Source organism: Pseudomonas corrugata (genome assembly GCF_050920615.1).
GTDB lineage: Bacteria > Pseudomonadota > Gammaproteobacteria > Pseudomonadales > Pseudomonadaceae > Aquipseudomonas > Aquipseudomonas corrugata.
This window is the reverse complement of sequence record NZ_CP130434.1, coordinates 3371639-3394813: the sequence shown is the minus strand read 5'-3', so window position 1 is coordinate 3394813 and position 23175 is coordinate 3371639. Positions and strand designations below refer to the sequence as shown.

18 protein-coding genes and 1 pseudogene are annotated in these 23175 nt (G+C 62.7%); 5 read left to right on the top strand and 14 right to left on the bottom strand.

The window, feature by feature from the left end; all coding sequences use genetic code 11:
• Positions 1–13: 13 nt before the first annotated feature.
• From QZH45_RS15270 to QZH45_RS15260, 3 genes are read right to left on the bottom strand one after another with little or no spacing between them, the layout of a single operon-like run.
• Positions 14–1504: an aldehyde dehydrogenase family protein gene (locus QZH45_RS15270; protein ID WP_055135763.1), complete on the bottom strand. Its 1491-nt coding sequence runs from the start codon at positions 1502–1504 to the stop codon at positions 14–16.
• Positions 1505–1514: 10 nt separating this feature from the next.
• Positions 1515–3056 carry an acetolactate synthase large subunit gene (locus QZH45_RS15265; RefSeq protein ID WP_024777299.1) on the bottom strand — a complete coding sequence of 514 codons (1542 nt, stop codon included), beginning with the start codon at positions 3054–3056 and terminating at the stop codon, positions 1515–1517.
• Complete coding sequence (locus QZH45_RS15260) at positions 3053–3202, bottom strand: hypothetical protein (protein ID WP_155514795.1); 150 nt, start codon at positions 3200–3202, stop codon at positions 3053–3055. The genes QZH45_RS15265 and QZH45_RS15260 overlap by 4 nt, the downstream gene beginning before the upstream one ends.
• Before the next feature lie 126 nt (positions 3203–3328).
• Here QZH45_RS15260 and QZH45_RS15255 point away from each other — a divergent pair, with 126 nt between their 5' ends.
• Positions 3329–4087 carry an IclR family transcriptional regulator gene (locus QZH45_RS15255; protein WP_024777300.1) on the top strand — a complete coding sequence of 253 codons (759 nt, stop codon included), beginning with the start codon at positions 3329–3331 and terminating at the stop codon, positions 4085–4087.
• Positions 4088–4127: 40 nt separating this feature from the next.
• Here the strand turns inward: QZH45_RS15255 and QZH45_RS15250 are convergent, their stop codons facing one another.
• The 4 genes from QZH45_RS15250 to QZH45_RS15235 form a co-directional block, all read right to left on the bottom strand.
• Entirely contained in the window at positions 4128–5453 is a 1326-nt protein-coding gene (locus QZH45_RS15250) for a hypothetical protein (RefSeq protein ID WP_069018211.1), read from the bottom strand.
• A gap of 85 nt (positions 5454–5538) precedes the next feature.
• Positions 5539–6888 carry an aminotransferase class III-fold pyridoxal phosphate-dependent enzyme gene (locus tag QZH45_RS15245; protein WP_024777302.1) on the bottom strand — a complete coding sequence of 450 codons (1350 nt, stop codon included), beginning with the start codon at positions 6886–6888 and terminating at the stop codon, positions 5539–5541.
• A gap of 11 nt (positions 6889–6899) precedes the next feature.
• A complete protein-coding gene (locus tag QZH45_RS15240) occupies positions 6900–8321 on the bottom strand; it encodes an aldehyde dehydrogenase family protein (protein ID WP_024777303.1) in 1422 nt (473 codons plus the stop codon).
• Positions 8322–8409: 88 nt separating this feature from the next.
• Positions 8410–9858, bottom strand: coding sequence for an APC family permease (locus QZH45_RS15235; protein WP_024777304.1), 1449 nt, complete (start codon positions 9856–9858; stop codon positions 8410–8412).
• A gap of 361 nt (positions 9859–10219) precedes the next feature.
• Here QZH45_RS15235 and QZH45_RS15230 point away from each other — a divergent pair.
• Together QZH45_RS15230 and QZH45_RS15225 are read left to right on the top strand one after the other, a co-directional pair.
• Positions 10220–11413 (top strand): annotated as a pseudogene (locus QZH45_RS15230) (PDC sensor domain-containing protein); the annotation flags it as partial.
• Between the two features lie 102 nt (positions 11414–11515).
• Positions 11516–12271, top strand: coding sequence for a methyl-accepting chemotaxis protein (locus tag QZH45_RS15225; protein ID WP_392397182.1), 756 nt, complete (start codon positions 11516–11518; stop codon positions 12269–12271).
• Positions 12272–12289: 18 nt separating this feature from the next.
• On the opposite strand, the gene QZH45_RS15220 is transcribed toward QZH45_RS15225, so the two are convergent.
• Complete coding sequence (locus QZH45_RS15220) at positions 12290–13144, bottom strand: LysR family transcriptional regulator (RefSeq protein ID WP_024777306.1); 855 nt, start codon at positions 13142–13144, stop codon at positions 12290–12292.
• Between the two features lie 74 nt (positions 13145–13218).
• On the opposite strand from QZH45_RS15220, the gene QZH45_RS15215 reads away from it, so the two are divergent.
• Positions 13219–14139, top strand: a complete 921-nt coding sequence (locus QZH45_RS15215; RefSeq protein ID WP_033034170.1) for a DMT family transporter — start codon at positions 13219–13221, stop codon at positions 14137–14139.
• 175 nt (positions 14140–14314) lie between these two features.
• On the opposite strand, the gene QZH45_RS15210 is transcribed toward QZH45_RS15215, so the two are convergent.
• Positions 14315–15094, bottom strand: a complete 780-nt coding sequence (locus QZH45_RS15210; RefSeq protein ID WP_024777308.1) for a DeoR/GlpR family DNA-binding transcription regulator — start codon at positions 15092–15094, stop codon at positions 14315–14317.
• Between the two features lie 442 nt (positions 15095–15536).
• On the opposite strand from QZH45_RS15210, the gene QZH45_RS15205 reads away from it, so the two are divergent.
• Positions 15537–17204, top strand: coding sequence for a diguanylate cyclase domain-containing protein (locus QZH45_RS15205; RefSeq protein ID WP_338107687.1), 1668 nt, complete (start codon positions 15537–15539; stop codon positions 17202–17204).
• 286 nt (positions 17205–17490) lie between these two features.
• Here QZH45_RS15205 and QZH45_RS15200 read toward each other — a convergent pair whose 3' ends face one another.
• Genes QZH45_RS15200 through QZH45_RS15180 form a run of 5 tightly spaced genes read right to left on the bottom strand, consistent with a single transcriptional unit; the run spans position 17491 to position 23057 of the window.
• Entirely contained in the window at positions 17491–18264 is a 774-nt protein-coding gene (locus tag QZH45_RS15200) for an enoyl-CoA hydratase (protein WP_024777310.1), read from the bottom strand.
• Between the two features lie 13 nt (positions 18265–18277).
• Positions 18278–19405, bottom strand: coding sequence for an acyl-CoA dehydrogenase (locus tag QZH45_RS15195; protein WP_024777311.1), 1128 nt, complete (start codon positions 19403–19405; stop codon positions 18278–18280).
• Positions 19406–19414: 9 nt separating this feature from the next.
• Positions 19415–20602, bottom strand: coding sequence for an acetyl-CoA C-acyltransferase (locus tag QZH45_RS15190; RefSeq protein WP_024777312.1), 1188 nt, complete (start codon positions 20600–20602; stop codon positions 19415–19417).
• A gap of 12 nt (positions 20603–20614) precedes the next feature.
• On the bottom strand, positions 20615–21376 hold the full coding sequence (locus QZH45_RS15185; RefSeq protein WP_024777313.1) for an SDR family NAD(P)-dependent oxidoreductase: 762 nt from the start codon (positions 21374–21376) through the stop codon (positions 20615–20617).
• 16 nt (positions 21377–21392) lie between these two features.
• A complete protein-coding gene (locus tag QZH45_RS15180) occupies positions 21393–23057 on the bottom strand; it encodes an AMP-binding protein (RefSeq protein ID WP_024777314.1) in 1665 nt (554 codons plus the stop codon).
• Between the last annotated feature and the right edge of the window lie 118 nt (positions 23058–23175).

Genomic DNA, 23175 nt, shown 5'->3' with positions numbered 1-23175 from the left:
GTGATTGTTCGGCTCAGGCGAGATCGACGAAAACACTTTTGGTTTCGGTGTAGGCGTCGATCACGTTCTTGCTCATTTCCCGTCCCCATCCGGACTGTTTGTAGCCACCGAATGGCGAGGCCGGGTCGACGACGTTCCAGCAGTTGATCCACACCGAACCGGCCTTCAGCTGCGCGGCTATGCGGTGCGCGGAGCGCAAGTCCCGGGTCCAGAGACCGGCCGCCAGGCCGTAGGGCGAGTCGTTGGCCCGCAGGACCAGCTCATCGACCTCGGTCCAGCTCATGACAGTCAGCACCGGGCCGAAGATTTCCTCGCGGGCGACGCAGGCCCGCTCGGCGCGGTCAAGGAACACGCTGGGCTGAATGAAATGGCCGCGCTCCAGGTGGGCCGGCCGGTCGCCGCCGCAGATCAGCTCGGCGCCTTCTTCCTGGCCCCGCTGCAGATAGCCACGGACCGAGCCCAGTTGGCGGGCCGACACCAGCGGCCCCATGCTGCTGGCCGGATCCAGCCCAGGGCCCAACACATGGGCGGCTGCGTGGCGCTGGAGCTCTTCCAGTACCTGGTCGAGGACGCTGGCGTGCACATACAGACGCGAGCCGGCGGTGCAGACCTGGCCCTGGTTGTAGAAGATGCCATCGGCGGCGCCCTTGGCGGCGCGCACGATATCGGCGTCGGGCAAGATGATGTTGGGCGACTTTCCGCCGAGTTCCAGGGACACCTTTTTCATGTTGCCGGTGGCCGCTTGAGCGATCAGCCGACCGACCTGGGTCGAACCGGTAAAGGCGATCTTGTCCACGTCCGGGTGCCCGGCCAGCGGCGCGCCGGTATGGGCGCCCAGGCCGGTGATCAGGTTGACCACCCCGGCCGGGAAGCCGGCGGCCTCGATCAACTGCACCAGGCGAATCGCAACCAGGGGCGTCTGTTCGGCCGGCTTGAGCACCGCGACGCAACCGGTCGCCAGCACCGGGCCGAGCTTCCACACGCACATGGTCAGCGGGAAATTCCACGGCACGATCAGCGCGCAGACGCCCACGGGCTCACGCACGGTGTAATTGAGCATCGGCGCGCCGCTGGCGGGAGACACCGGGTGCGTGCTGCCCTCGATCTTGGTCGGCCAGCCGGCAAAATAACGAATGATGTTGGCGGCGCTGGCCGCTTCACCGCGGGCATTGGCAATCGGCTTGCCGTTCTCCAGCGTGATCAACTGGGCCAGTTCTTCGCGGTGCTGATCCAGCAATTCCGCCAGGCGGAACAACAACAGGCCACGCTGGGCCGGCGAATGCTGCGCCCACGGCCCGGTGAAAGCTGCGCGGGCCGCTGCGACGGCCGCGTCGACATCGCGTTCACCGCCTTCCGCCACTTCAGCCACGCTGCTTTCGCTGGCCGGGTTTTCCACGGCAAACCGGCGACCGCTGGCGGCGTCCTGCCAGGTGCCGCCAATGAACAAGCGGCCGGGTTGCGCAAGGAATTTCTCGACGGCAGGTAACAATTGGATCTGGCTCATATCCCCTCCTTCACAGCGCCATTTCAATCAGGCAAGGACCGCCATCGACGGCCGCATTGGCCAAGGCGCGTTGCAATTCGGCATTGGTGTGCACCGTGCTCGCCGCCAGGCCGTAGCCCTTGGCCAGGGCCTTCCAATCGATGCGTGGACGGTCCAGCACGGTCAGGCTCAGGGCTTCGGGACCGAAATCGGTCATGCCAAACCGGCGCAACTCGTTCTGCAAAATTGCGTAGCGATGGTTGGCGGCGATCAGAATCACCACCGGCAGCTGTTCCCGGGCGATGCTCCACAGGGTCTGGATGGTGTACTGGGCACTGCCGTCCGATTGCAGGCAGAACACCCGATTGCCTCGCTCGGCCAGCGCAGCACCGAACCCCACCGGAATGCCCTGGCCGATGGCGCCCCCGGTATTGGTCAGCACCCGATGCCGTGCGGCACGGGCCGACGCGGTGAAGAACGGGTAGCCGCAAGTGCCACCCTCCACCGAGACAATGCAGTCATCCGGCAACGAAGCGGCCAACACCTGCCCTATCGACTGCGGGGTCAACTCGTCGGTGGCGGGCGGCAACTCGACACCCATCGGCGTCGGCACGAAGGCCGGTGCTTCCAGTGCATCGGCCAGTGCGGTGAGTGCACCGGCCACGTCGTCCCCGACGTCGGCCAGGTAAAGCAGGCGATCACGTTCCGCCAGGCGAGAAGGAATACCTTCGTAGCCGAAGTAACTGATCGGCTCTGGAATGCCGGCACACACCACCGCGTCGTATTGGTCCAGGACGCCGATGGCCACTTCGGGGAAATAGGGCAAGCGATCCAGGTCCGGCAGACCACCGCCGCGATAGCTCAAGCGCGGGAAGGTTTCGGCGAACAGGTGCACGCCGGGCAATCGCGCCAGGCGTCCCGCGGCTTCAAGGCCGGCAACCGACAGGCCCTGGTCACCCACGATAAACACCAGCCGCTGACCATTGCGCAGTGCCTGGGCGATGGCTTCGATCCGGTCACCGGCAAACCGCCGAACCGGCGCGTGCAAGGTGCTGAAGGCCGTTTCCCGCGCCACTTCGTTGGCTTGCAGGTCCATCGGCAGGATCAGGCTGGCGATCTGGCCCTTGGCTTGCCAGGCGGACCGCACGGCCTCCTGGAGATCCTCGCCGATACCCGATGCCGTGCGCGAGGTACGCACCCAGCCGGAGACGCTCCCGGCCAATGCCTGGATATCGCTGGCCAGCGGCGGATCGTAGTTGACGTGCCAGGAGGCGTGATCGCCGATGACGTTGACAATCGGCGTGTTGGCGCGACGGGCGTTGTGCAGGTTGGCAATGCCGTTGGCGAAACCAGGCCCCAGGTGCGTCAGGGTCATCGCCGGCTTGCCGGCAATCCGGCCGTAACCGTCCGCGGCGCCGGTGCACACACCTTCGAACAAGGACAGGACCGGCTTGAGGGCCGGGGCGCTGGCCATGGCGGCCACCAGGGGGATTTCGGTCGTTCCGGGGTTGGCGAAGCAGTACTCGATACCGCTTGCCACCGCCGCCTTCACTATCAATTGCGCGCCATTCATTTCCAGCCCTCTTGTTCGAGCGTTTGCAATGGCTGAGATTTATCACACATCAAAACCAACAAAACAAGTATTTTATTTGCATAAAGCTCGTATTTTGAGATTAGCGTGAGTTTATAGCGCATCACAACCTGCAAATCCGCTTGCATTTCTCAAGCTCTGGAGTAACGTGGCAGCGCTTGCATCAGCCGGTGAGCAGGCTTTCCATCCCAGGCGCGTCTACCTATAGTGCTCACCAAACGGCCAGCCACGCGCCCTTCCCCTTTAGGAGCCAAATGAGCAGTCTGAGTAAAATGTTGAGTGTCCTGGACCTGTTCGGCCCGCAACGGTTGAAGATCGACCCCGACACCATCGCCGAGCACATGGGCCTCTCACGGGCGACCGTGTACCGCTACGTCAAGGACCTGTGCGACGCCGGCCTGCTGAGTCGGGTGGATGCCGGCAGCTATGGCCTGGGTCCACGGATCATCGAGCTGGACTGGATGATGCGGCAGTACGATCCGATCCTTGTGGCCGGCCGCGAGCTGATGCACGAGCTGTCCGAAGAAACCGGCCTGGCAGTGTTCGCCAGCGTTTTCTACGACGGTCACATCATCAACACCTACATCGCCGAACCCACTGACACGTACCGCTTTGCCTTCGGTCGCGGCCAGCCGCTGCCGTTTTTTCGCGGTGCGCAGTCCAAGGTCCTGATCGCCTTCCAGAAGAGCCGGCGCCTGCAACGCCTGTACGACGAGCACTTGGCCAACGACCCGGACAATCCCTACGACTGGGCCAGCTTTTCCAAGGCGGCGAAAAAGATCCGCAAGGATGGCTACTGCCTGACCCATGACGAACTCAACCAGGGACTGACCGGTATCGCCGCGCCGATCATCAATTCCGAGATCGACGAGGTGGTGGGCAGCCTTTCCGCGGTCGGCAGCACCCAGAGCTTCAAGCTGCTGCGCCAGGAAACCGTGGTTGAAATGGTGATGGAGACCACCCGGCGCATTGCCGAAAAAATGCAGAATCCACCCGCTCCCCTTCAGCGCTAGACCGCGACGCCGCGGCGTCATGACAGCCGCAGCCCGTGCCTCAGAACGGAACGGCCACACTCACCTGGCTGTACACGTTGGTGCCGTTGCCGGTGGCTTGATTGCCGCCTGTGGTCGAGTCCCGGTCCGGTTTGTAGAGCCCTATGAGCGGGGTGACGATCAGGTGCGGATTGACGGCCCACTCGGCATAGAGGTCCAGCTCCCGCGCATCCAGGTCCAGCGCATTGCTTTTGCGCACCGTGTTGAAATCGAAGAACAGCACGCCGAGGGTCAGGTTCTCCAGTGGGGCGGCCTTCAGGCCGACGTGGTGGATGGCGGTATTGCTGTTGAATGGCCCGGCGTAGTTGCCGGCCACTTCGCCCTGGAACCAGGTCCCGTAGCCGGTACTCTGGCCGGTAAACAGCGAGTCCCATTTCTGCGAGTAGCGGGAATAGCGGTATGTCAGTTTCGGTGACCAGGTCACGTCGGCAAAGGTATATCCGGCCTCGGCGTACCAGGCTTTCTCGGGACCGGCGTCCTTGTCTTGCCAGGCATATTCAAACGCCAGGCTGGCGTTCTCGATGCCTGCGTCACCCTCACCGCGAATGCTGTAGACGTTCATACCTATGCGTTGTTTCTGGAAATCACTGGCCCAGCGGTCACTCACGTCAATGCCATGGACCCAGGTCAGCCCCAGCGTTCCGGCCTTGGCGGTGTAGTCCAGGGTACTGGCGGCCAGTTCGGTTTCGGCCTGGGCGCGGTTGTCGGACTTGAGCCACGCCACACTGCCATGCACACCGCCCTGCCCACCCAGGCGCACCACGGCGGTTTGGTCGAAAGCGTGTCGAGCCGCCAGGTAATAGGCGCCACCGCGGTTCAGGCGGCCATCGGCGGGTCCCTTGCCCATGTTCGGCCCGTCGTCGTTGATCAAGAATCCCCTGCCCAACTTGACCACCTGGCGTCCGCCGGAGATGTCGACGCCGTCCTGGCCCAACAGCGGGAACAGATCGGCGGAACGCCAGCCCAGATAAGCGTCTTCGATTTTCGTGGTCCGCTCGGTGCCCAGGCTGTTCCCCGCCGCGTCACCGTCTCCCCAGGTCGCGGAACTGACCAGGCTGAATGCGCCGTAGGCGGTGCCACGGCCGGCCAGGGCCTGATCGCCACTCACGCCATACTTGATGAAACCTTCCCGCCAGGTAGACCCGCCCGGTGTGCCGTCGTAGTTCTTGCGGCTGTTGAAATGACCGAACACCGCCAGCAGGTCGGCGTTGAGGTGGCTGTCTTCGTCGGCGTACAGCTCATAGGCCTGGGCCTGGCCCATGGCGCAGAACGCCAACGTGCAGGCGAGACCGCTGCTGAAAAATTCAATACGCGATGGATACCGCATGGCTGAAGCTCCTTGTGGTGCGCCTTTCAAAGGCTGTCTTGGCGATTCGTGAAGCCGGTGCAGATGACTGCACCGGCTTTGCAGGTCAGCGGCAGGTGGCCAGGCCGTGATCGAGGGCCCGAACGATCAAACCGGCTTCTTCTGATGTCAGGGTCAGCGGCGGCGACAAGACGATCTTGTTGCCGATCGGACGCACCAGCACACCGCCACGGCGCGCTTCATCGGCAATCCGCGTAGCAAGGCCGGTCGCCGGATCGAGGGGCTCGCGGGTGGCCTTGTCCGTTACCAGGTCCAGGGCGATCATCAGGCCCTTGCCGCGCACCTCGCCGACCACCGCGTAGCGTTCCGCCAACGGTTGCAAGTGCTCCAGCAACTGAGCGCCGATTTTCCCGGCGTTGCCCGGCAGATCCTCAGCCTCGACAATATCCAGCACTGCCAGGGCTGCGGCACACGCGGTTGGGTGCCCGCTATAGGTGTAGCCATGCATGATCACACTGCTGAACCCCGGCCCGCTCTCAATGGCATCGGCGATCCGCTGGTTGAACACCGTGGCGCCCATCGGGATGTAACCGGCGGTGATGCCCTTGGCCAGGCACAACACGTCCGGCGCGACGCCCCAACCCCGACTGCCGAGCATGCAACCCGTGCGGCCGAACCCCGTCACCACTTCATCGGCGATCAACAGAATGCCGTGGCGATCGCAGACTTCCCGCAGCCTCTTCCAGTAGTTCGCCGGCGGCACGATGACGCCGCCCGCCCCCTGCACCGGTTCGGCGATCAGCGCAGCGATGGTTTGCCCGCCCAACAGCGCGATCTGGTCTTCCAACTGACGAATGCAGTGGGCAGTCAGTTCTTCCGGATCGCGGCAATCCCAGGGGTTGCGATACAGCCACGGCGTGTCGAGCAAATGGCAGCCCGCGAGCAATGGCCCGTGGTTGTAGTGATACACACCGTTACCGCCCACCGAAGTGCCGCCCATGTGCACGCCGTGGTAACCGTTGCGCAATGACAGGAAACGGGTACGCCCCGGCTCGCCGCTGGCGATCCAGTACTGGCGGGCCATTTTCAATGCGGTCTCCACCGCGTCCGAACCACCGGCACTGAACAGCACCCTGGCCATGCTCTCCTGGGCAAACATCGAGATCAGCCGCTCAGCCAGGTCGAACACCCGCGGATGGGCGATGCCATCGAACGTCTGGTAATACGCCAGTTCGTCCAGTTGCGCGGCAATGGCGGCCTTTACCGAAGCTCGATTGTGGCCCACGTTGACGTTCCACAAGCCGCCGACGCCGTCGAGCATGCGCTGGCCGTCGATATCGGTGATGTAGTTGCCGTCCCCCTTGGCGATGATCAGGGTTTTCGAACGCTGGGCCGGTGCCGCGGAGCTCATCGGATGCCAGAACTTCTTCTGCGCTGTCTTGTATTTCTCGTACATGATTCAAGTCCTCACTCAGTTTCACGGGTGCGTACAAACAGCAGTTGTTGGCCGGTGAACTCCAGCAACCCTTCAAGACCGAACTCGACACCGAACCCGGACATCTTGCTGCCGCCAAAAGGCGTATTCGGTTGGATCTGCGCGTGACAGTTGACCCAGGCCACGCCGCTTTCCAGGCGGCTGGCCAAGGCCTGTGCCTGCTCGACGTTGCCACCCCATACCGAGCCTCCCAAGCCCATGTCGCTGGCATTGGCGCGGCGCAGCACATCCTCGACATCCTGATAGGCAATCAGCGGCAGGACCGGACCGAACTGTTCTTCATCGACCAGGCGATGCCCGTCTGTCACATCGGCCACCAGGGTCGGTGGATAGAAAAACCCCGGCCGGTCCAACCGAGCACCGCCGCACAACACCCGGCCGCCATGGGCACGGGCATCGGCGACCAGCGCCTCGACCAGTTCCAGCTGTTCAAGGTTCTGCACCGGCCCGAAAGTGACGCCGGGCTCCAGGCCGTCACCCACCACCTGGCGCGCAGCGATCCGCACCAGCGCGTCGGCAAAGGCCTCGTATTGGGATTGGTGGATGTACAGGCGCTTGAGGGCGGCACAGGTCTGGCCCATGTTCAGGAAGGCGGCCTGGAAAATGTCTTCGGCCACGGCCTCCACCGGGGTGCCGGGCAACACGATGGCGGCGTCATTACCCCCCAGCTCCAGCGTCAGGCGCTTGAGATTGCTCGCGGCGCCGCGCATCACGCTCTGGCCGGTGGCCGTCGAGCCGGTGAATACGATCTTGTGGATGCCGGCATGAGAGGTGATCGCGCTGCCGAAACCCTGTTCTCCGGTCACGACGTTGATCACGCCCTTGGGCACATGCCGGGCGATAAGGTGCACCAGGCTCAGGGTGCTCAAGGGGGTGAGGCTGGACGGTTTGCTGATCACGCAATTGCCGGCCCGCAGCGCCGGCATGATGTGCCAGATGGCGATCATGAACGGCCAGTTCCAAGGCGTGATCGAGGCCACCACCCCCAACGGCTTGCGGTGCAGCTCGATACGCTGGGTCGGGGTTTCTTCCACCCGCTCCACCGGAATCTGCTGTTCGGCGGTGTAGCGCGTCCAGGCCACCGCCCCCATGACTTCGAAAAGCGCGAGAGCCAGCGGCTTGCCCTGCTCCTGGACAATCAATCGTGCCAACGCCTCGGCTTGCGCTTCGATGTCCGCGGCGATGCCCAGCAAGCGCTCCCGCCGGTCTTCGTGCGTGCTGTGGCGCCACTCGCTGAAAGCCGCCTGGGCTGCATCGACCGCCAGGTCCAACTGGGCCAGGGAGCCGGCGGGGCAGCGGGCAAAGGCGCTGCCGGTGGCCGGGTTGATGACATCGAAGCTACCCTGTTCGCCGCTGACCGCAACCCCGTTGATGAGCATTTGATAATCGTGCATCAGTACCTCCCTTTCGCGCGCGGACGGGCCGTCCCGTACCGCGCGGACCGGTATTTTTCGTGAGAATTGAACAGTGCCGCGTGAGGCCCTAAAGTTTGTGGCTACCCAACGCCATGAACCGCTCGGGGGAAATCCTGCGCAGCCGGATCGCCAGGCCTACACCGACAATCAGCGCGACGGGGATGATGGCGCAGAGGGCGTAGGACAGCAGCGCGCTGGCCCCGGTCAGCACGTCGAAATGAATCACCGCCAGCGCCAGGACCACCAGCAATGCCAGGCAGGAAAAAACCGGCAGGATCCGTCCGCGCCAGACCCCGAGCTTCAGTTCCGGGTGACGTTGGAAATACACCACCACTGCGGCCGAGGTCAGCGCCATCAGCAGGATCACGCACAGGGTCGCCAGGTTGGAGAACCAGGCGAACAGTTGCAGGATCGGGTCGGCATCCAGCGCGGCGAAAATCAGCACCACCACGGCGGCAATCAGGCTTTGCAGCGCCGAGCCCATGTGCGGGCTCTGGTGGACGCGGTGGGTCGTGCCCAATTGGCGATGCAGCAGCCCGTCACGCCCAATGGCGTAGAAATAACGGGCCGCGGCATTGTGGAACGCCAGCAGTCCGGCATAGATGCTGACCATGAACAGGATACGGATGACCTGGGTCAGGTACGGGCCGACAAAGTGATCGGACATGCCATAGATGAACGTGGTCGGGTCCTGCAATGCCTGCAACGTCGGGACAATCTTGTCCGCCCCCACGCCCACCACCATGGCCCAAACCGACAAGGCATAGAAGCCGCCGATCAACAGCACCGAGCTATAGGTGGCAATCGGAATGGTGCGGTGCGGATCCCGGGCTTCTTCGCCATAAATGGTGGTGGCCTCAAAGCCGATAAAGGCGGCGAAACAGAACAGCAGGCCAATGGACGGCGTGCCGCTGAACACGTGGCTGCGGTCGAACGAATCGAAATTGATGCCACTGTCACCGCCGGTCTTGAGGATGGCGAAGTCCAGGATCAGGATGGCCAGGTACTCGGCGATGACCACCACCGAGAGCACCCGCGCAGAGAGGTCGATCTTGCGATAGCCAAGAATCGCCACGCTCGCCATGGCCATCAGCGAATAAGCCCACCAGGGCAGCTCCAGGCCGAACACGCTGGCCATCGTGCCGCTGACGACTCCGCCGAACATGCCGTACAGGCCGACCTGAAGGATGTTGTAGGCGAACATTGCCAATACCCCCGCCGCGCCGCCGGCCAGACCGCCCAGGCCGCGGGATGTAAAGGCGTAGAAACCGCCGGCGTTGGTCATGTGCCGGGACATGGCGGTGTATCCCGCCGAGAACGCCAGTAACACCAGCAGGGCCAGGATCAACAACGCCGGCGTACCGGCACCGTTACCCAGCATGATGCCGATGGGGAAGCCCCCCGCGATGACACTCAGTGGGCTCGCCGCCGATACCACAAAGAAGATGATGAAGCCGACACCCAAGGCGCCTCGCTTCAACTCCGTGGAGCTGCTGATCGGAAAAGATACGCTCATTTTTTTAACCTTATTGTATGAGGCCGCTGTTGCAGGATCGGTGCACGCCAGACTTACCGTTCCGCACAGGCTTGTTGTGTGTTGCCGGGGTCGATCCTATGCCCTCGCCAAAACCGTTCGCTATCCCAAATCGGCAGCATCGGGAGCCTCGCCCCAAAGTGGGGCAGCCTTGAAGTCCGGTACCCGGCAGTTGCTGCCGATTCGGGCTAACGGCGCGGACATTGCGTCCAGCAAGATGGCCTCGCCGGCCTTGAACCAAGTGCCGGGTACCCAACAATAACAATCAGGTGGGACGCGCCTTCCAACGCCACCCCAGGCTTTGTCTGCGTGCGATCTGAAGCCTCCAGCAGGAAGTCCCGGCATGTTCTTCGCGCGTCTCAGTATTCAGTGGCGGATCACACTCTTGAGTGGATTGTCCCTCCTGGCCGTCGTCGGCGCGCTGACCGGCGCGTCCCTGTACCAGAACCAACAGAGCGCAAAGTTGTTGAAGCATCAGAGCAGTCTTCTGCTGGGCCGGTCAGCCCTGGAGCGCTTGCAGGCCCAAGCCCTCGCCCATGGCCAGCGGGTGGAGCGTTTTTTCAACGAAACAGCGCTGTATGGGGAAGGATTCGCCCAAGAGGTTCTGCAGCTACGCGCCCAAACCCTGGATGGGCGATTGACCGCCACCCAACTGCGCCAGGCGCTGATCGGCGCCGCCCGCCGGGCTCTGCTCAAACGCGAGAAGATCCTCGGGCTGTACGTTGTGTTGTTGCCTGACGCGCTCGCCGGAGCCGATGCCGGTTTCTCCGGCCAGCGGAACCTGGCCGGGAACGAAAGGGGACGCTTTGCCTTGTATTGGTCGCAAAGCCAGCCTGGGCAACTGGTTCAGGAAGTGCTCAGCGAAGCCCAGATCATTGCCAACACTGCGCCGCCAGGCAGCGAGCCGGGGAACGCCTGGTACTTCTGCCCACAGACCGAGCGGCGTACCTGCATGACGGAACCCTACGAGGTTGAAGTCGAGGGCCGGAAAACTCTCATGAGCAGCATCTCGATCCCGTTGATGGACAACGGCCAGGCCATTGGCGTCGTGGGTATGGACATCAGCCTCGATACCCTGCAGAAGCTCGCCGCGACCCTGGCCGATGACCTGTATCCAGGCCATAGCGAGATCAGCATTCTGTCCCCGTCGGGCCAGCCTGCCGGCCACAGCGGCAGCGTGTCGGAGACCTCGGTCGACGTGCATCAGGCTGTGCAGACGGTCGCCAACAGCGCCCCCTGGCAGTTGCAGATACGCGTTCCCGAGACGTTGGTTCAGGCGCCGGCCTTGCAGATGCAGGCTCAGTTGGATGAAAGGCAGCAATACGCCAACTGGGTCAATCTCGGACTGGGACTGCTGGCCGGCGGGCTGGGATTGTCACTCATATGGCTGACCGCCTACGGCGTGACTCGACCGCTGCTCAGCGTCGCCGACATGCTCAATGCCATTGTCGAAGGCGATGGCGACCTTACCCGGCGCCTGCCCGACCACCGCAGCGACGAGCTGGGCCAACTGGCCAATGGGTTCAACCGCTTCCTCGCCAAACTGCAACCCATCATCCGCGATATCCAGCAAGCCTCTCGAGACACCCGCAACACTGCCGACACCTCCTCGCAAGTGGCCCAGGAGGTGAGCACCGGCATGTCCAGGCAGTACCGGGATGTCGAACTGGCCGCCACCGCCCTGCATGAAATGAGCGCCAGCGCCCAAGAAGTAGCCCGTCATTCCCATCAAGCGGCCGATGCGGCCACTCGCGCCGAAAGTGCCAGCCGATCCGGACGAGCCCTGTTCGCCAACGCTGTCAGCAGTATCGGCACCCTTGATCAAAGCCTCGAAACCACCCTCGGTCAGGTGCAGACCCTCGCCGACAACAGCCAGCAGATCAACCAAGTGTTGGATGTGATCTGCGCCATCGCCCAGCAGACCAACCTGTTAGCCCTCAATGCTGCGATTGAAGCGGCCAGGGCCGGTGAACAGGGGCGCGGCTTCGCAGTGGTGGCCGACGAAGTCCGGCACCTGGCCAGCAACACCCAGAACTCGGTCGAACATATCCGCAGGGTGATCGAAGCGCTGCAACAGCTCAGCCAGGAGGTGGTGCACAACACCCAACTCAGCCGTGAACTGGCCAGGGGCAGCGTGGTTCAGGTCGAACAGACCCAGGTGGCGCTGCAGAACATCAGCGACGCCGTGGAAGTGATCGAACAAATGAACCAGCAGATCGCCAGCGCTGCCCTGGAACAAAGCTCAGTGGTCGAAGACATCAGTCATCGCGTCAGCGACATCCGCACGATCAGCGAAACATTGACCAGCCGGATGCAGGACGCGTCGCAAGCCAGCCTCCAGCTCTATGAGATGGCGAACCATCAGCAGCAACGGGTCGGGCATTTCCGCACCTGAGGGACGTACCGACAGTCCCTAGAGCCGAAACAGCTGCCCCATGGCCTGGCCCAGCAGATCCACCGCTGCATCGGTCTCGCCGATGCGCGAGCGCATGAACACCACCTCATGCTCCGGGATGACCGGCAGGCCGGCGAGTATCTGCATCTTCTCCGTCACACGGGCGCGATCGATCAGGCTGATTGCCAATCCGGCCTCGACGCACGCCTTGACGGCCTGGTTGGAGGGACTCTCCAGCACGATGCGCACCTTGCGTCCACTGTGCCTGAGCGATTCGAGCATGGCTTGTCGGTAAGGGCATTGTGCCGCGTGCACGGCCAGTGGGAGCGGCTGCGATGAGGCCAGCATCATGTTGATCGGTCCGACCCAGACGGGCGCTGTGGGTACCAGCACCTGCCCTGGCGCGTCCGGCCGTTCCTTCGGCCGGGTAACGACAGCCGCCTGGAGTTTTCCACGCTGCACCAGGTCCTGTAGCGCATAGCTGGGGGCAGTCTTGAGCTCCAGCACCACGTTCGGCCAGGCCGCTACGAACGTCGGAAGAATGTCACGGATGACATGGTTCGCATATTCGTCCGGCACCCCCAGGCTGATGCGTCCAGCCAGACGGTTGCCATGCAGGTCGGCCAGCACCCGGTCGTGGGCGCTCAGCAGCTCTGTGGTCGACACGAGCAGGCGCTTGCCCAGCGCCGTCAGCGAGACCGACTGATTATCACGGTTGAGCAAGCGCCCCCCGGCAACCGTCTCCAGCCGCTGCACGTGCACGCTCACCGCCGCCGGGCTTTTATGCAGGTGTTCTGCCGCGGCGCTGAACTTGCCGATACGCGCGACGGCGTGAAATGTACGAATCAGCTCAATGTCGAGTACGGCCGCCATGATTCACCTTTTATGAAGGACTGCTGCAATACATTTTGATTTATCAGATTACGCCGTTTTTGTAGCGTGGAGTCATGAAAGCGACCCCATGCACAGCCTCACCCCGTTCAGCCTGGTACTGGATGATTCCGTTACCCTTTCTGGAAGCCGCGTTGATCCTGACGTGGAGCTCCGGTTTTGTCGGCGCGCGCTTTTCCATCGATTACGCTCCTCCGTTGCTGGTGGTGTTCTGGCGCTGCTTGGTTGTCACGCTGGTACTGTTTCCCTTCGTCGCGAAGCAGTTACGACAGGCGACGGTGGCGGTGCTCCTGAAAAACGCCGGCATCGGCCTGCTGGCCATGGGGGGCTATCTCGCCGGCATTACCCAAGGCATTGCCCTGGGCGTGCCAGCGGGCCTTGCCGCGCTGTTTGCCGACCTTTTGCCGATGGGCATGGCGCTGTTGGCGGCTTGCGTACTCGGAAAACGACTGGCCTGGCAGGTCTGGGCAGGCCTGATAATCGGCCTGGCTGGCGCGGCGCTGGCCACCCACGGTGCACTCACCTGGGGAAACGCGCCAGGGTGGGCCTACGCCCTGCCCCTGCTGGGCATGCTTTCCCTGGCTGTCGCGACCTTGTGGCAAAAGTATTTGCCAGCGTCCGAATCACTGGGCCTGATGCCCAACCTTTGGCTGCAATGCTGTGTTTCGGGCGTGGTATTCGCTCTTCTTGAAGGCATACCGGCTAGCCTGGTTCCGATACCCAGCGCCGGGTTTGCCTTGAGCGTGCTATGGACGGTAGGGTTGTCCACGATAGGCGGCTATGGGCTCTATTGGCTCTGCCTGCGCCGCGCAACTGCCACTCGCGTTGCGAGCATCCTCTACCTCAGCCCACCGGTTACGATGCTTTGGGCGTGGGCCATGTTCAACGAACCACTGTCGTGGCCGATGGCATTGGGAATACTGGTGTCCGGGGGCGGCATCTGGATGGTCGTTCGCGTCGAGGCCCGGCAAGCCTAATGCCAATCAGTTAAGCCACAACCTGTGGGAGTAAAGCTTGCTCGCGATTGCGGTAAGTCAGTCAGCAACAATGTTGACTGGTCTGTCGCTGTCGCGAGCAAGCTTTGCTCCCACAGGATTTGCGCCGTTTGCTCCTCAACTGACTGGCATTGGGGCAAGCCCGACAGCCAGCGACTTAACGAGCGGCCGTGACGACATTGGAGATCCGGTTGAAAAACGGCTCCAGGCGCTCCCGCGGCGCATCGTGTTCCACCACCAGGGTAGACACTTCGCCACACGCGGCCACTTGATAATGCGCAACGCTGGAGAGTTTTTCGTTGGTCACTGCCACGACCACCTGGCCGCTCGCCGCGACCACTGCGCGCTTGAACTCGGCGTCGTCCAGGCCGAAGGCTGTAATGCCGTTGTCCGGATCGATGGCGCAAGCGCCGAGAAAGCACAGGTCGAAACTGAACTGCCGTAGTTGCTGTGCTGCAGCCAGCCCGATTGCGCCTCCCGCGACAGTGTTCAAGCGCCCGCCCAACACGATGACCTCGGCGCGAGGCAACTTCATCAGTTGCACCGCAATCAACGGCGAGTTGGTGGTGATGGTGAGCGGGAGCTGGGGATCAATGGCGCAGGCGATAGCGAGGTTGGTCGACCCGGCATCGATGAAAACGTGCTGGCCGGCGCTCAGCAACGAGACAGCGGTCTGGCCGAGACAGTCCTTGCGTCCGGCATCCTGCCTGACGCGAACACCTATCGGTCGTTCCGCCGCAGGCAGCAGGATAGCGCCACCATACACGCGCTTGCACAACCCTGCCGCCGCCAGCGCGCCCAGGTCACGTCGGATCGAGTGCTCGGATACATTCAGTTCACTGGCCAGGTCAGCCGCAATCACACGGCCATATCGGGCAAGGCGTTCGCTGATCAATTGCTGGCGTTCGCCGGGAAATACGTCGTTGGATGAGCCCATGAGTTCACAATCCGCACAATCGAGCAACAATGCTCACAATCGAGCAATAATGCCGCTTATGTCGAGGATCGTCAAACCGAGCATTCGGATGGGTGGAAGCCATCGAAAAATAATCGAAACGAGCTCCCGCACCAGAGGTCTAGACCATTAAGCCCATCCGATGAGAGCACTTCCCATGTTGAAATTTCTTGGCAGTACCGTTGGCATTATTTTCCTGATCGGCCTGATCGTGGTCATCGCGCTACTCAAATTCATCTTCTGACTGAAACAGCTGCCGGGTTTGGGTCGCGCGTCTCCCGTGCGTCGTGAGCCCGGCGGATATTCTCCTGCTTTGTGCGCCAACTACCTATCGAGTCAGCGTGGAGACGGCGCGTAGCCATCTCCATTTACCGACTGCAGTACCCTGGACGAGGGAATTCTGAGACGATAACGAAACAACAGGATGCCAGGGACCCAGGTATTCGATTCCATCCCTTTGGCGGCTCACATGTATTCCCTTCCCTTTCAGAGTTTACGAGCGCGACTTGCGCTGACTGTCGCATTGGTCGTGCTGGTCCTCAGTTGCCTGTTCGGTACCGTTATAGGCGAATCGTCCATCTCCAGGCTCAAAGGCAAAACCGGTCTTCAACTGAGCGAATATGCGTACTCGATGGTTGATCGCCTTGATCGCGACATGAGTAACCGGTCAAAGGCGCTCACCGTCCTGAGTCAGTTGGAGACGTTGCGCAACGCTGCGAACATCGATGAAGCACGAGCACTGCTCAATCATCTCAGCGATCAGTTCCCGAGCTATTCATGGATCGGCCTTACCGATGCCCATGGCACCGTGGTCGCCTCGACCGAAAGACTGCTCGAAGGCGTCGACATTTCACACCGCCCTGTCTTCGTCAATGGTCAGGACGAGGCCTTTATCGGCGATGTCCATGAGGCGGTCATGCTAGCGAAGCTGCTGCCCAACCCTTCCGGTGAAGCGATGAAGTTTGTCGACATCAGCATGCCAGTCCGGGACAACTCCGGCCAATTCATGGGAGTGCTGGCGGCGCACCTGTCGTGGAAGTGGGCTGACGAGGTTGGACGGTCATTGTTCGCACCCTTGCAAAAGCGCCTGCCTGGGCTGGAGTTCCTGGTGATCAGCAAAGATGGCACCGTCATCCTGGGGCCTGACGAAATGATCGGTAAACCTATCGGCATCACTGTCAACGAAGGTGTCGGGCAAAGCTGGTCGGTCAAGCGCTGGCAGGACGGTAACGTGTACATGGCAGGTTCGGCCCGGAGCGTTGGCGTCGGCGATTATCGCGGCCTGGGCTGGACTGTGGTCACGCGACAGCCGACTGAAGCGGCTTTCGCTGAAGCGCATCGATTGCGTAACGATATCCTCATGTGGGGTGCCCTGCTGTCCGTCCTGTTTGCCGTGATCGGGTGGTTTGTCGCGGGCATCATTACCGGCCCCATCAATAAAATCGCCGAGGCGGCCGCCCGGCTGTCCGAGGGCGCCGATGTCAGCATCCCTCTGCTCAAGGGCAGTCGGGAGGTCGAAACGCTGAGTGTTGCGATCCGCCACCTCGTCGACAGCCTGACCAGAAAGAGAGGCCAACTGGCGGTGGTCGAAGGCATTGCCTATCGCGATGTCGTCACTGGCCTGCCTAACCGGGCGGCCCTGAACAAGTATGTCGAGGCCGTGGGTCGCGAAGTCGAAACACAGTGCGACTTCGGCGTGCTGTGCGTGGATCTCGACGGTTTCAAACCCGTCAATGATGACTTCGGCCATGCCGCTGGCGACGCGTTACTTCATGAAGTCGGCATTCGACTGCTGACGGCTGTGCGCGAAGGCGACATTGCCGTCCGCCACGGAGGGGACGAATTCGTGTTGCTGCTGCGCCTGAACAGCGAAGAATCACTGGCCAGTATGCAGGGTGCTGCGCAACGCATCCTCGCGAAACTGGCCGAACCGGTGGTATTGGCCGGACACTCGATCAAGATCGGTTGCAGTATCGGTGGCACGCTCTGGAGCGGCGGCGCGTTTGCCGACGCGCTGGCCCAGGCCGACGAAGCGCTGTACCGGGCCAAGCGTGCCGGCAAATCCCAGGCGAAGTTCCACGAGGCCGCGTAGCGAACCTGCCAGTCAAATGACTGCAAGCCGATAGGCCGCCATCGCGAGCAGGCTCGCTCCCACACGGGATCTACGATGTACGCAGCATGTGTGTACGCCATAGAACCCTGTGGGAGCGAGCCTGCTCGCGATGGCGGCGTGTCTACCACGGTGATGTTGGATGGACTGCCGTCTTCGCGGGCAAGCCCGGCTCCCACAGGATCCTGCGGCGTATGCAAAGGCTGCGTACAGCGCCGATCCCGTGTGGGAGCGAGCCTGCTCGCGATGGCGTCTGTCAGGGCGCCGCTTACTTGTCCTGGAACTCCGCCGGCCGCTTGGCCACGAAGGCCGCCATGCCTTCTTTCTGGTCCTGGGTCGCGAACGCCGCATGGAACACGCGTCGTTCGAAACGCACGCCTTCGGACAGGCTCACTTCAAACGCACGGTTGACGCTTTCCTTGACCATCATGCTGATCGGCACCGACTTGGAGGCGATCAGTGCAGCGGTTTTCAGGGCATCGTCCAACAGCTCATCAGCCGGTACAATCCGCGCCACGATGCCGCAACGTTCCGCCTCCACCGCATCGATGAAGCGTCCGGTCAGGCACATTTCCATGGCCTTGGCCTTGCCCACCGCCCGGGTCAGGCGCTGGGTGCCGCCCATGCCCGGCAGCACGCCAAGGTTGATCTCCGGCTGGCCGAACTTGGCATTGTCGCCGGCCAGGATAAAGTCGCACATCAGGGCCAGCTCACAACCGCCACCCAAGGCGAAGCCGTTCACCGCCGCGATGATCGGCTTGCGGCGGTTGGCCACGCGGTCGCTGTCGCTGAACAGGTCGTCGAGGTAGATCTGCGGATAGGTCAGCTCGGCCATTTCCTTGATATCGGCCCCGGCGGCGAAGGCTTTCTTCGAGCCGGTCAGTACGATGCAGCCGATCTTCGGGTCCGCTTCCAGGCTGTCCAGCGCGTGGTTCAACTCGCTGACGATCTGCGCGTTCAAGGCGTTCAGCGCCTGGGGCCGGTTGAGGGTGATCAGGCCGACGCGGTCCTTGATTTCCAACAAAATCGTTTCGTAGCTCATGCAGGACTCCTGTTCAAAGATTGCGCGAAATGACCATGCGCTGAATGTCGCTGGTGCCTTCATAGATCTGGCAGACCCGTACGTCGCGGTAAATGCGTTCCAGCGGGAAGTCATTGAGATAACCGTATCCACCCAGGGTTTGCAACGCCATGGAGCAGACTTTTTCGGCCATTTCCGAGGCGAACAACTTGGCCATGGAAGCCTCTACCAGTGCAGGCTGATCGTTATCCCGCAGCGCGGCGGCGTAATGCACCATCTGCCGCGCCACGGCGATTTGGGTCGCCATATCCGCCAGGCGGAACGCCACGGCCTGGTGTTCGATGATCGCCTTGCCGAAGCTCTGACGTTCGCGGGCATAATCCCGGGCCGCTTCAAATGCCGCGCGTGCCATGCCGACCGCTTGCGCCGCGATGCCGACTCGCCCGCCTTCCAGGTTCGCCAGGGCGATCCTGTAGCCTTCACCCTCCTCCCCCAACCGATTGGCCACCGGCACCTTCACATCCTCGAACAGGATCTGACAGGTATCGGAGGCGTGTTGACCTAGTTTGTCCTCGACCCGCGCCACGCTATACCCCGGTGAATCGGTGGGCACGATGAACGCGCTGATACCCCGTTTGCCCGCGCTCGGATCGGTCACCGCGAATACGATCACCACCCCGGCATTCTGCCCCGAGGTGATGAACTGCTTGCTACCGTTGAGCACGTAATGATCGCCGTCCAGTCGCGCACGGGTCTTGAGGCTGCTGGCGTCCGAGCCGGCCTGGGGCTCGGTCAGGGCAAAGGCGCCGAGCATCGCGCCGCTGGCCAGGGGCGTGAGGAACCGGGCCTTCTGCTCATCGCTGCCGAACTTGAGGATTGGCACGCAGCCCACCGAGTTGTGCACGCTCATGATGGTCGAGCACGCCCCGTCACCGGCGGCGATCTCCTCCAGGGCCATGGCATAGGTCAGGTAACCGGTGTCGCAACCACCCCACTGCTCCGGCACGAGCATGCCGAAGAAGCCCAGTTCGGCCATCTCGGCGATAGCTTCCCTGGGAAAGCGGTGCTCGCGGTCCCACTCGGCGGCGAACGGCTTCAGGCGTTCCTGGGCGAACTGCCGGGCCACGTCGCTGATTTGTATCTGTTCTTCAGTTGGGAGCATGGTGATTCCTTAATACAGGCATTCAACGGCCATGGCCGTGGCTTCGCCGCCGCCGATGCAGATCGCCGCAACACCGCGCTTGAGGCCTTTCTGACGCAGGGCCGAGAGCAGTGTCACGAGGATCCGAGCCCCGGATGCACCGATCGGGTGGCCCAAGGCGCAGGCGCCACCGTGGATGTTGACCTTGTCGTGGGGAATCTCCAGCTTGTCCATGGTCACCAGCCCTACCACGGCAAACGCTTCGTTGATTTCGAACAGATCGACTTGATCCAGCGACCAGCCGGTCTTTTGCATCAGCTTTTTCACCGCGCCGATCGGTGCGGTGGGGAACAGGCTCGGAGTGTCGGCAAACGCCGCGTGGCCGTGAATCACTGCAAGGGGCTTCAAGCCCCGCTGAGTCGCCTGGCTCTGGCGCATCAGCACCAGCGCAGCGGCTCCGTCGGAGATGGAGCTGGCGTTGGCCGCCGTCACCGTGCCGCCCTCGCGGAACGCCGGCTTGAGGGACGATATCTTGTCGATTCGTGCCTTTGGCGGCTGTTCGTCGTGGCTCACCGTGACCTGCTCCTTGCCGACCATGACCTGCAGCGGCACGATCTCGGCGTCGAAACTGCCGTCCTTGATCGCCTGCTGGGCGCGGGTGGTGGACGCAATGGCAAAGGCGTCCTGGGCTTCACGGCTGAAACCGTTGGCTTCGGCGCAGTCCTCGGCGAAGGTACCCATCAGGCGTCCCTTGTCGTAGGCGTCTTCCAGGCCATCGAGAAACATGTGGTCCAGGACCTTGCCGTGGCCCATGCGCAAGCCGCTACGGGCGCGGTCGAGCAGATACGGGGCGTTGGACATGCTTTCCATGCCACCGGCCACCACCACCTCGGCACTGCCGGCAACGAGCATGTCATGGGCGAGCATGGTCGCTTCCATGCCCGAGCCGCACATCTTGTTCAGGGTGGTGCAACGGGTCGATTTGTCGAGCCCGGCACCCAACGCCGCCTGCCGCGCCGGGGCCTGGCCCAGGCCTGCGGCGAGCACGCAACCGAACAGCACTTCTTCAACGGAGCCAGGGCTGATGCCGGCGCGCTCCACGGCGGCCTTGATCGCGGCCGCGCCCAATTGCGGGGCGCTGAGGCTCTTGAGTTCACCTTGGAAGCCGCCCATTGGCGTGCGGACGGCGCTGACGATGACAATCGGATCGTGGGTCATGACAAATTCTCCTTACTTCGCTGCCATGCGCAAGGCGCCGTCGAGACGAATCACCTCGCCGTTGAGCATGCTGTTTTCAATGATATGCCTGACCAGCGCCGCGTACTCGGCGGGTTTGCCCAGGCGCGGCGGAAATGGTACGCCTGCGGCCAGGGAATCGCGGACTTCCGGGGTCATGCCGGCCATCATCGGCGTTTCGAAGATCCCCGGTGCGATGGTCATCACACGGATGCCGAAACGCGCCAGCTCCCGGGCAGCGGGCAGGGTCAGGCTGGCAATGGCGCCCTTGGATGCCGCATAGGCCGCCTGGCCGATCTGGCCGTCGAAGGCGGCCACCGACGCGGTGTTGATGATCACGCCACGCTCGCCGTCGGCATCGGCCTCGGTTTCAGCGATGGCCGCAGCGGCCAGGCGCAGCAAGTTGAAGCTACCGATCAGGTTGACGTTGATCACCTGGCTGAAGCTGGCGAGCCCGTGAGGGCCGTTCTTGCCGAGGATCTTCTCGCCACGCACGATGCCGGCGCAGTTCACCAGGCCGTTCAGGCCGCCAAATGCCTCGACGGTGGCCTTGATTGCCGCTTCGGCCGCCGCCTCGTTGCTGATGTCCGCCACCACGCTCTGGCAGCCGAGCTTCTGTGCCTGGGTGGCCACGGCTTCGGCATTGAGGTCCACCAGCATCACCTTGGCGCCGGCCTTGACCAACAGCTCGCCGGTGGCCGCACCGAGGCCGGACGCACCGCCGCTGACGAGGAAAATCTTGTTGTCGATCTGCATCATGGTTTCCTTGGATTCAAGCTGAAACGTTAGCCGCCGCGGCCTCTTGAGCTTTGGCGATCTCCTGGTTGCGCAAGATAAAGCGCTGCAATTTGCCGCTTGGGGTTTTCGGCAAGTCGCTGACAAATTCGATTTCACGGGGATACGCATGGGCCGCGAGGCGCTTGCGCACGTGTTGGCGCAACTCTTCGGCCAGCTCCGGCTCGGCGCGATACTGGGCATTGAGCACGACAAAGGCTTTCACCAGCTCGGTACGCTCCGGGTCGGGCTTGCCGACCACGGCGGCTTCCACCACCGCAGGGTGTTCGATCAAGGCGCTTTCCACATCGAAGGGACCAACGCGGTAGCCCGAGGTGGTGATCACGTCGTCACTGCGACCGACGAAACTGATGCTGCCGTCCGGGTTCAGCTCGACGGTATCGCCGCTCAGGTAATAATTGCCGACGAACGCCTTGGTGGGCCCGCCCTGATAACCGGCGAACCAGCACATCGGCGACTGGCTGCGGTCGACGGCGAGAATGCCCGGCTGGCCGACGTCCAGTTCCTGGTGGTTTTCATCCAGCACCACGATCCGGTGGCCCGGCGAGGCGAAGCCGGCCGCCCCCAGGTGAACCGGATGTTCAAGCCCGTGGTGATTGCACAGCACCATGCCCAGTTCGGTCTGGCCGTAATGGTCGTGGATCACCACATTCAGGTGATCGGCGAACCAGCGGATCACCTCCGGGTTCAGCGGCTCGCCGGCGCTGCTGACAACACGCAGCCGACCCTTGATCGACCGGGCGAACTGCTCGCCTCCGGCAATCAAAAGGCGATAGGCCGTGGGCGAGCCCGTGAGGTTGGTGATGCCGTACTTGTTGATGACCCGGCACGTGCTTTCCAGGGTAAACGGACCATCGTAGAAGGTGACGGGATGTCCCATCGCCAACGGGCCGGTCACGCCGAAGTAAATGCCATAGGCCCAGCCCGGATCAGCCAGATTCCAGAAGGCATCTTCGGGACGCAGGTCCACAGCGTCCCGGGTGTAGCTCTGAAAGGCAACGATGGCCTTGAGCGGCACGGACAACGCCTTGGCTGGCCCAGTGGTACCGGACGTAAACATCAGCAGGAACGGGTCTTCACCGGTGAGCATGACCGGTTCGCATTGATTGGAGTGGTTCTCGACTTCAGCCCAGAAGCTGTAGTCGCCCCGCACGATCCCCCGGCCTTTTTCGCCGCCGACGGTGACCACGGTGGGGCAACCGCTCACTTCATTGAGTTTGGGCCGGTTGACCCCGTCGGTGACGACGATACGGGCGCCGGAACTGCCGAGACGATGCTCGATGGCCTTGGGGCCGAACGCGGTGAACAACGGCTGATACACCGCCCCGATACGCCACGTGGCGAGCACCACGATCAGCAACTCTGCGGTACGCGGCAGCAGACCGGCCACCTTGTCGCCCTTGTTTACGCCTTGGGCCAGCAGGAAGTTGGCGAAGCGTGCGGCGCGGTCCTGCAGATCACGATAAGTCCAGGTCGCGTCACTGCCGTCACGGCCCTCCCAGAACAATGCGATGCGTCCCGGCAACGCATGCCGGTCGCAACACTCGACGCAGGCGTTCAACGCCTCGAGCGAGCCGTGCAGTGCGGTATTGACGGTGTGCAGGTAATCGAACTGCGACGTAGCGGACAGATAATCGCGCATGACCAGAATCCCTCTGTACTTTTTATTGGTTGGGGGAACCGTAAACAGGGGAATACTCGCGCCGAAGGACTTGGGCGGCAATGGTCAAAGCTATCAAGTTGGCTGACTGGTTTGGCCA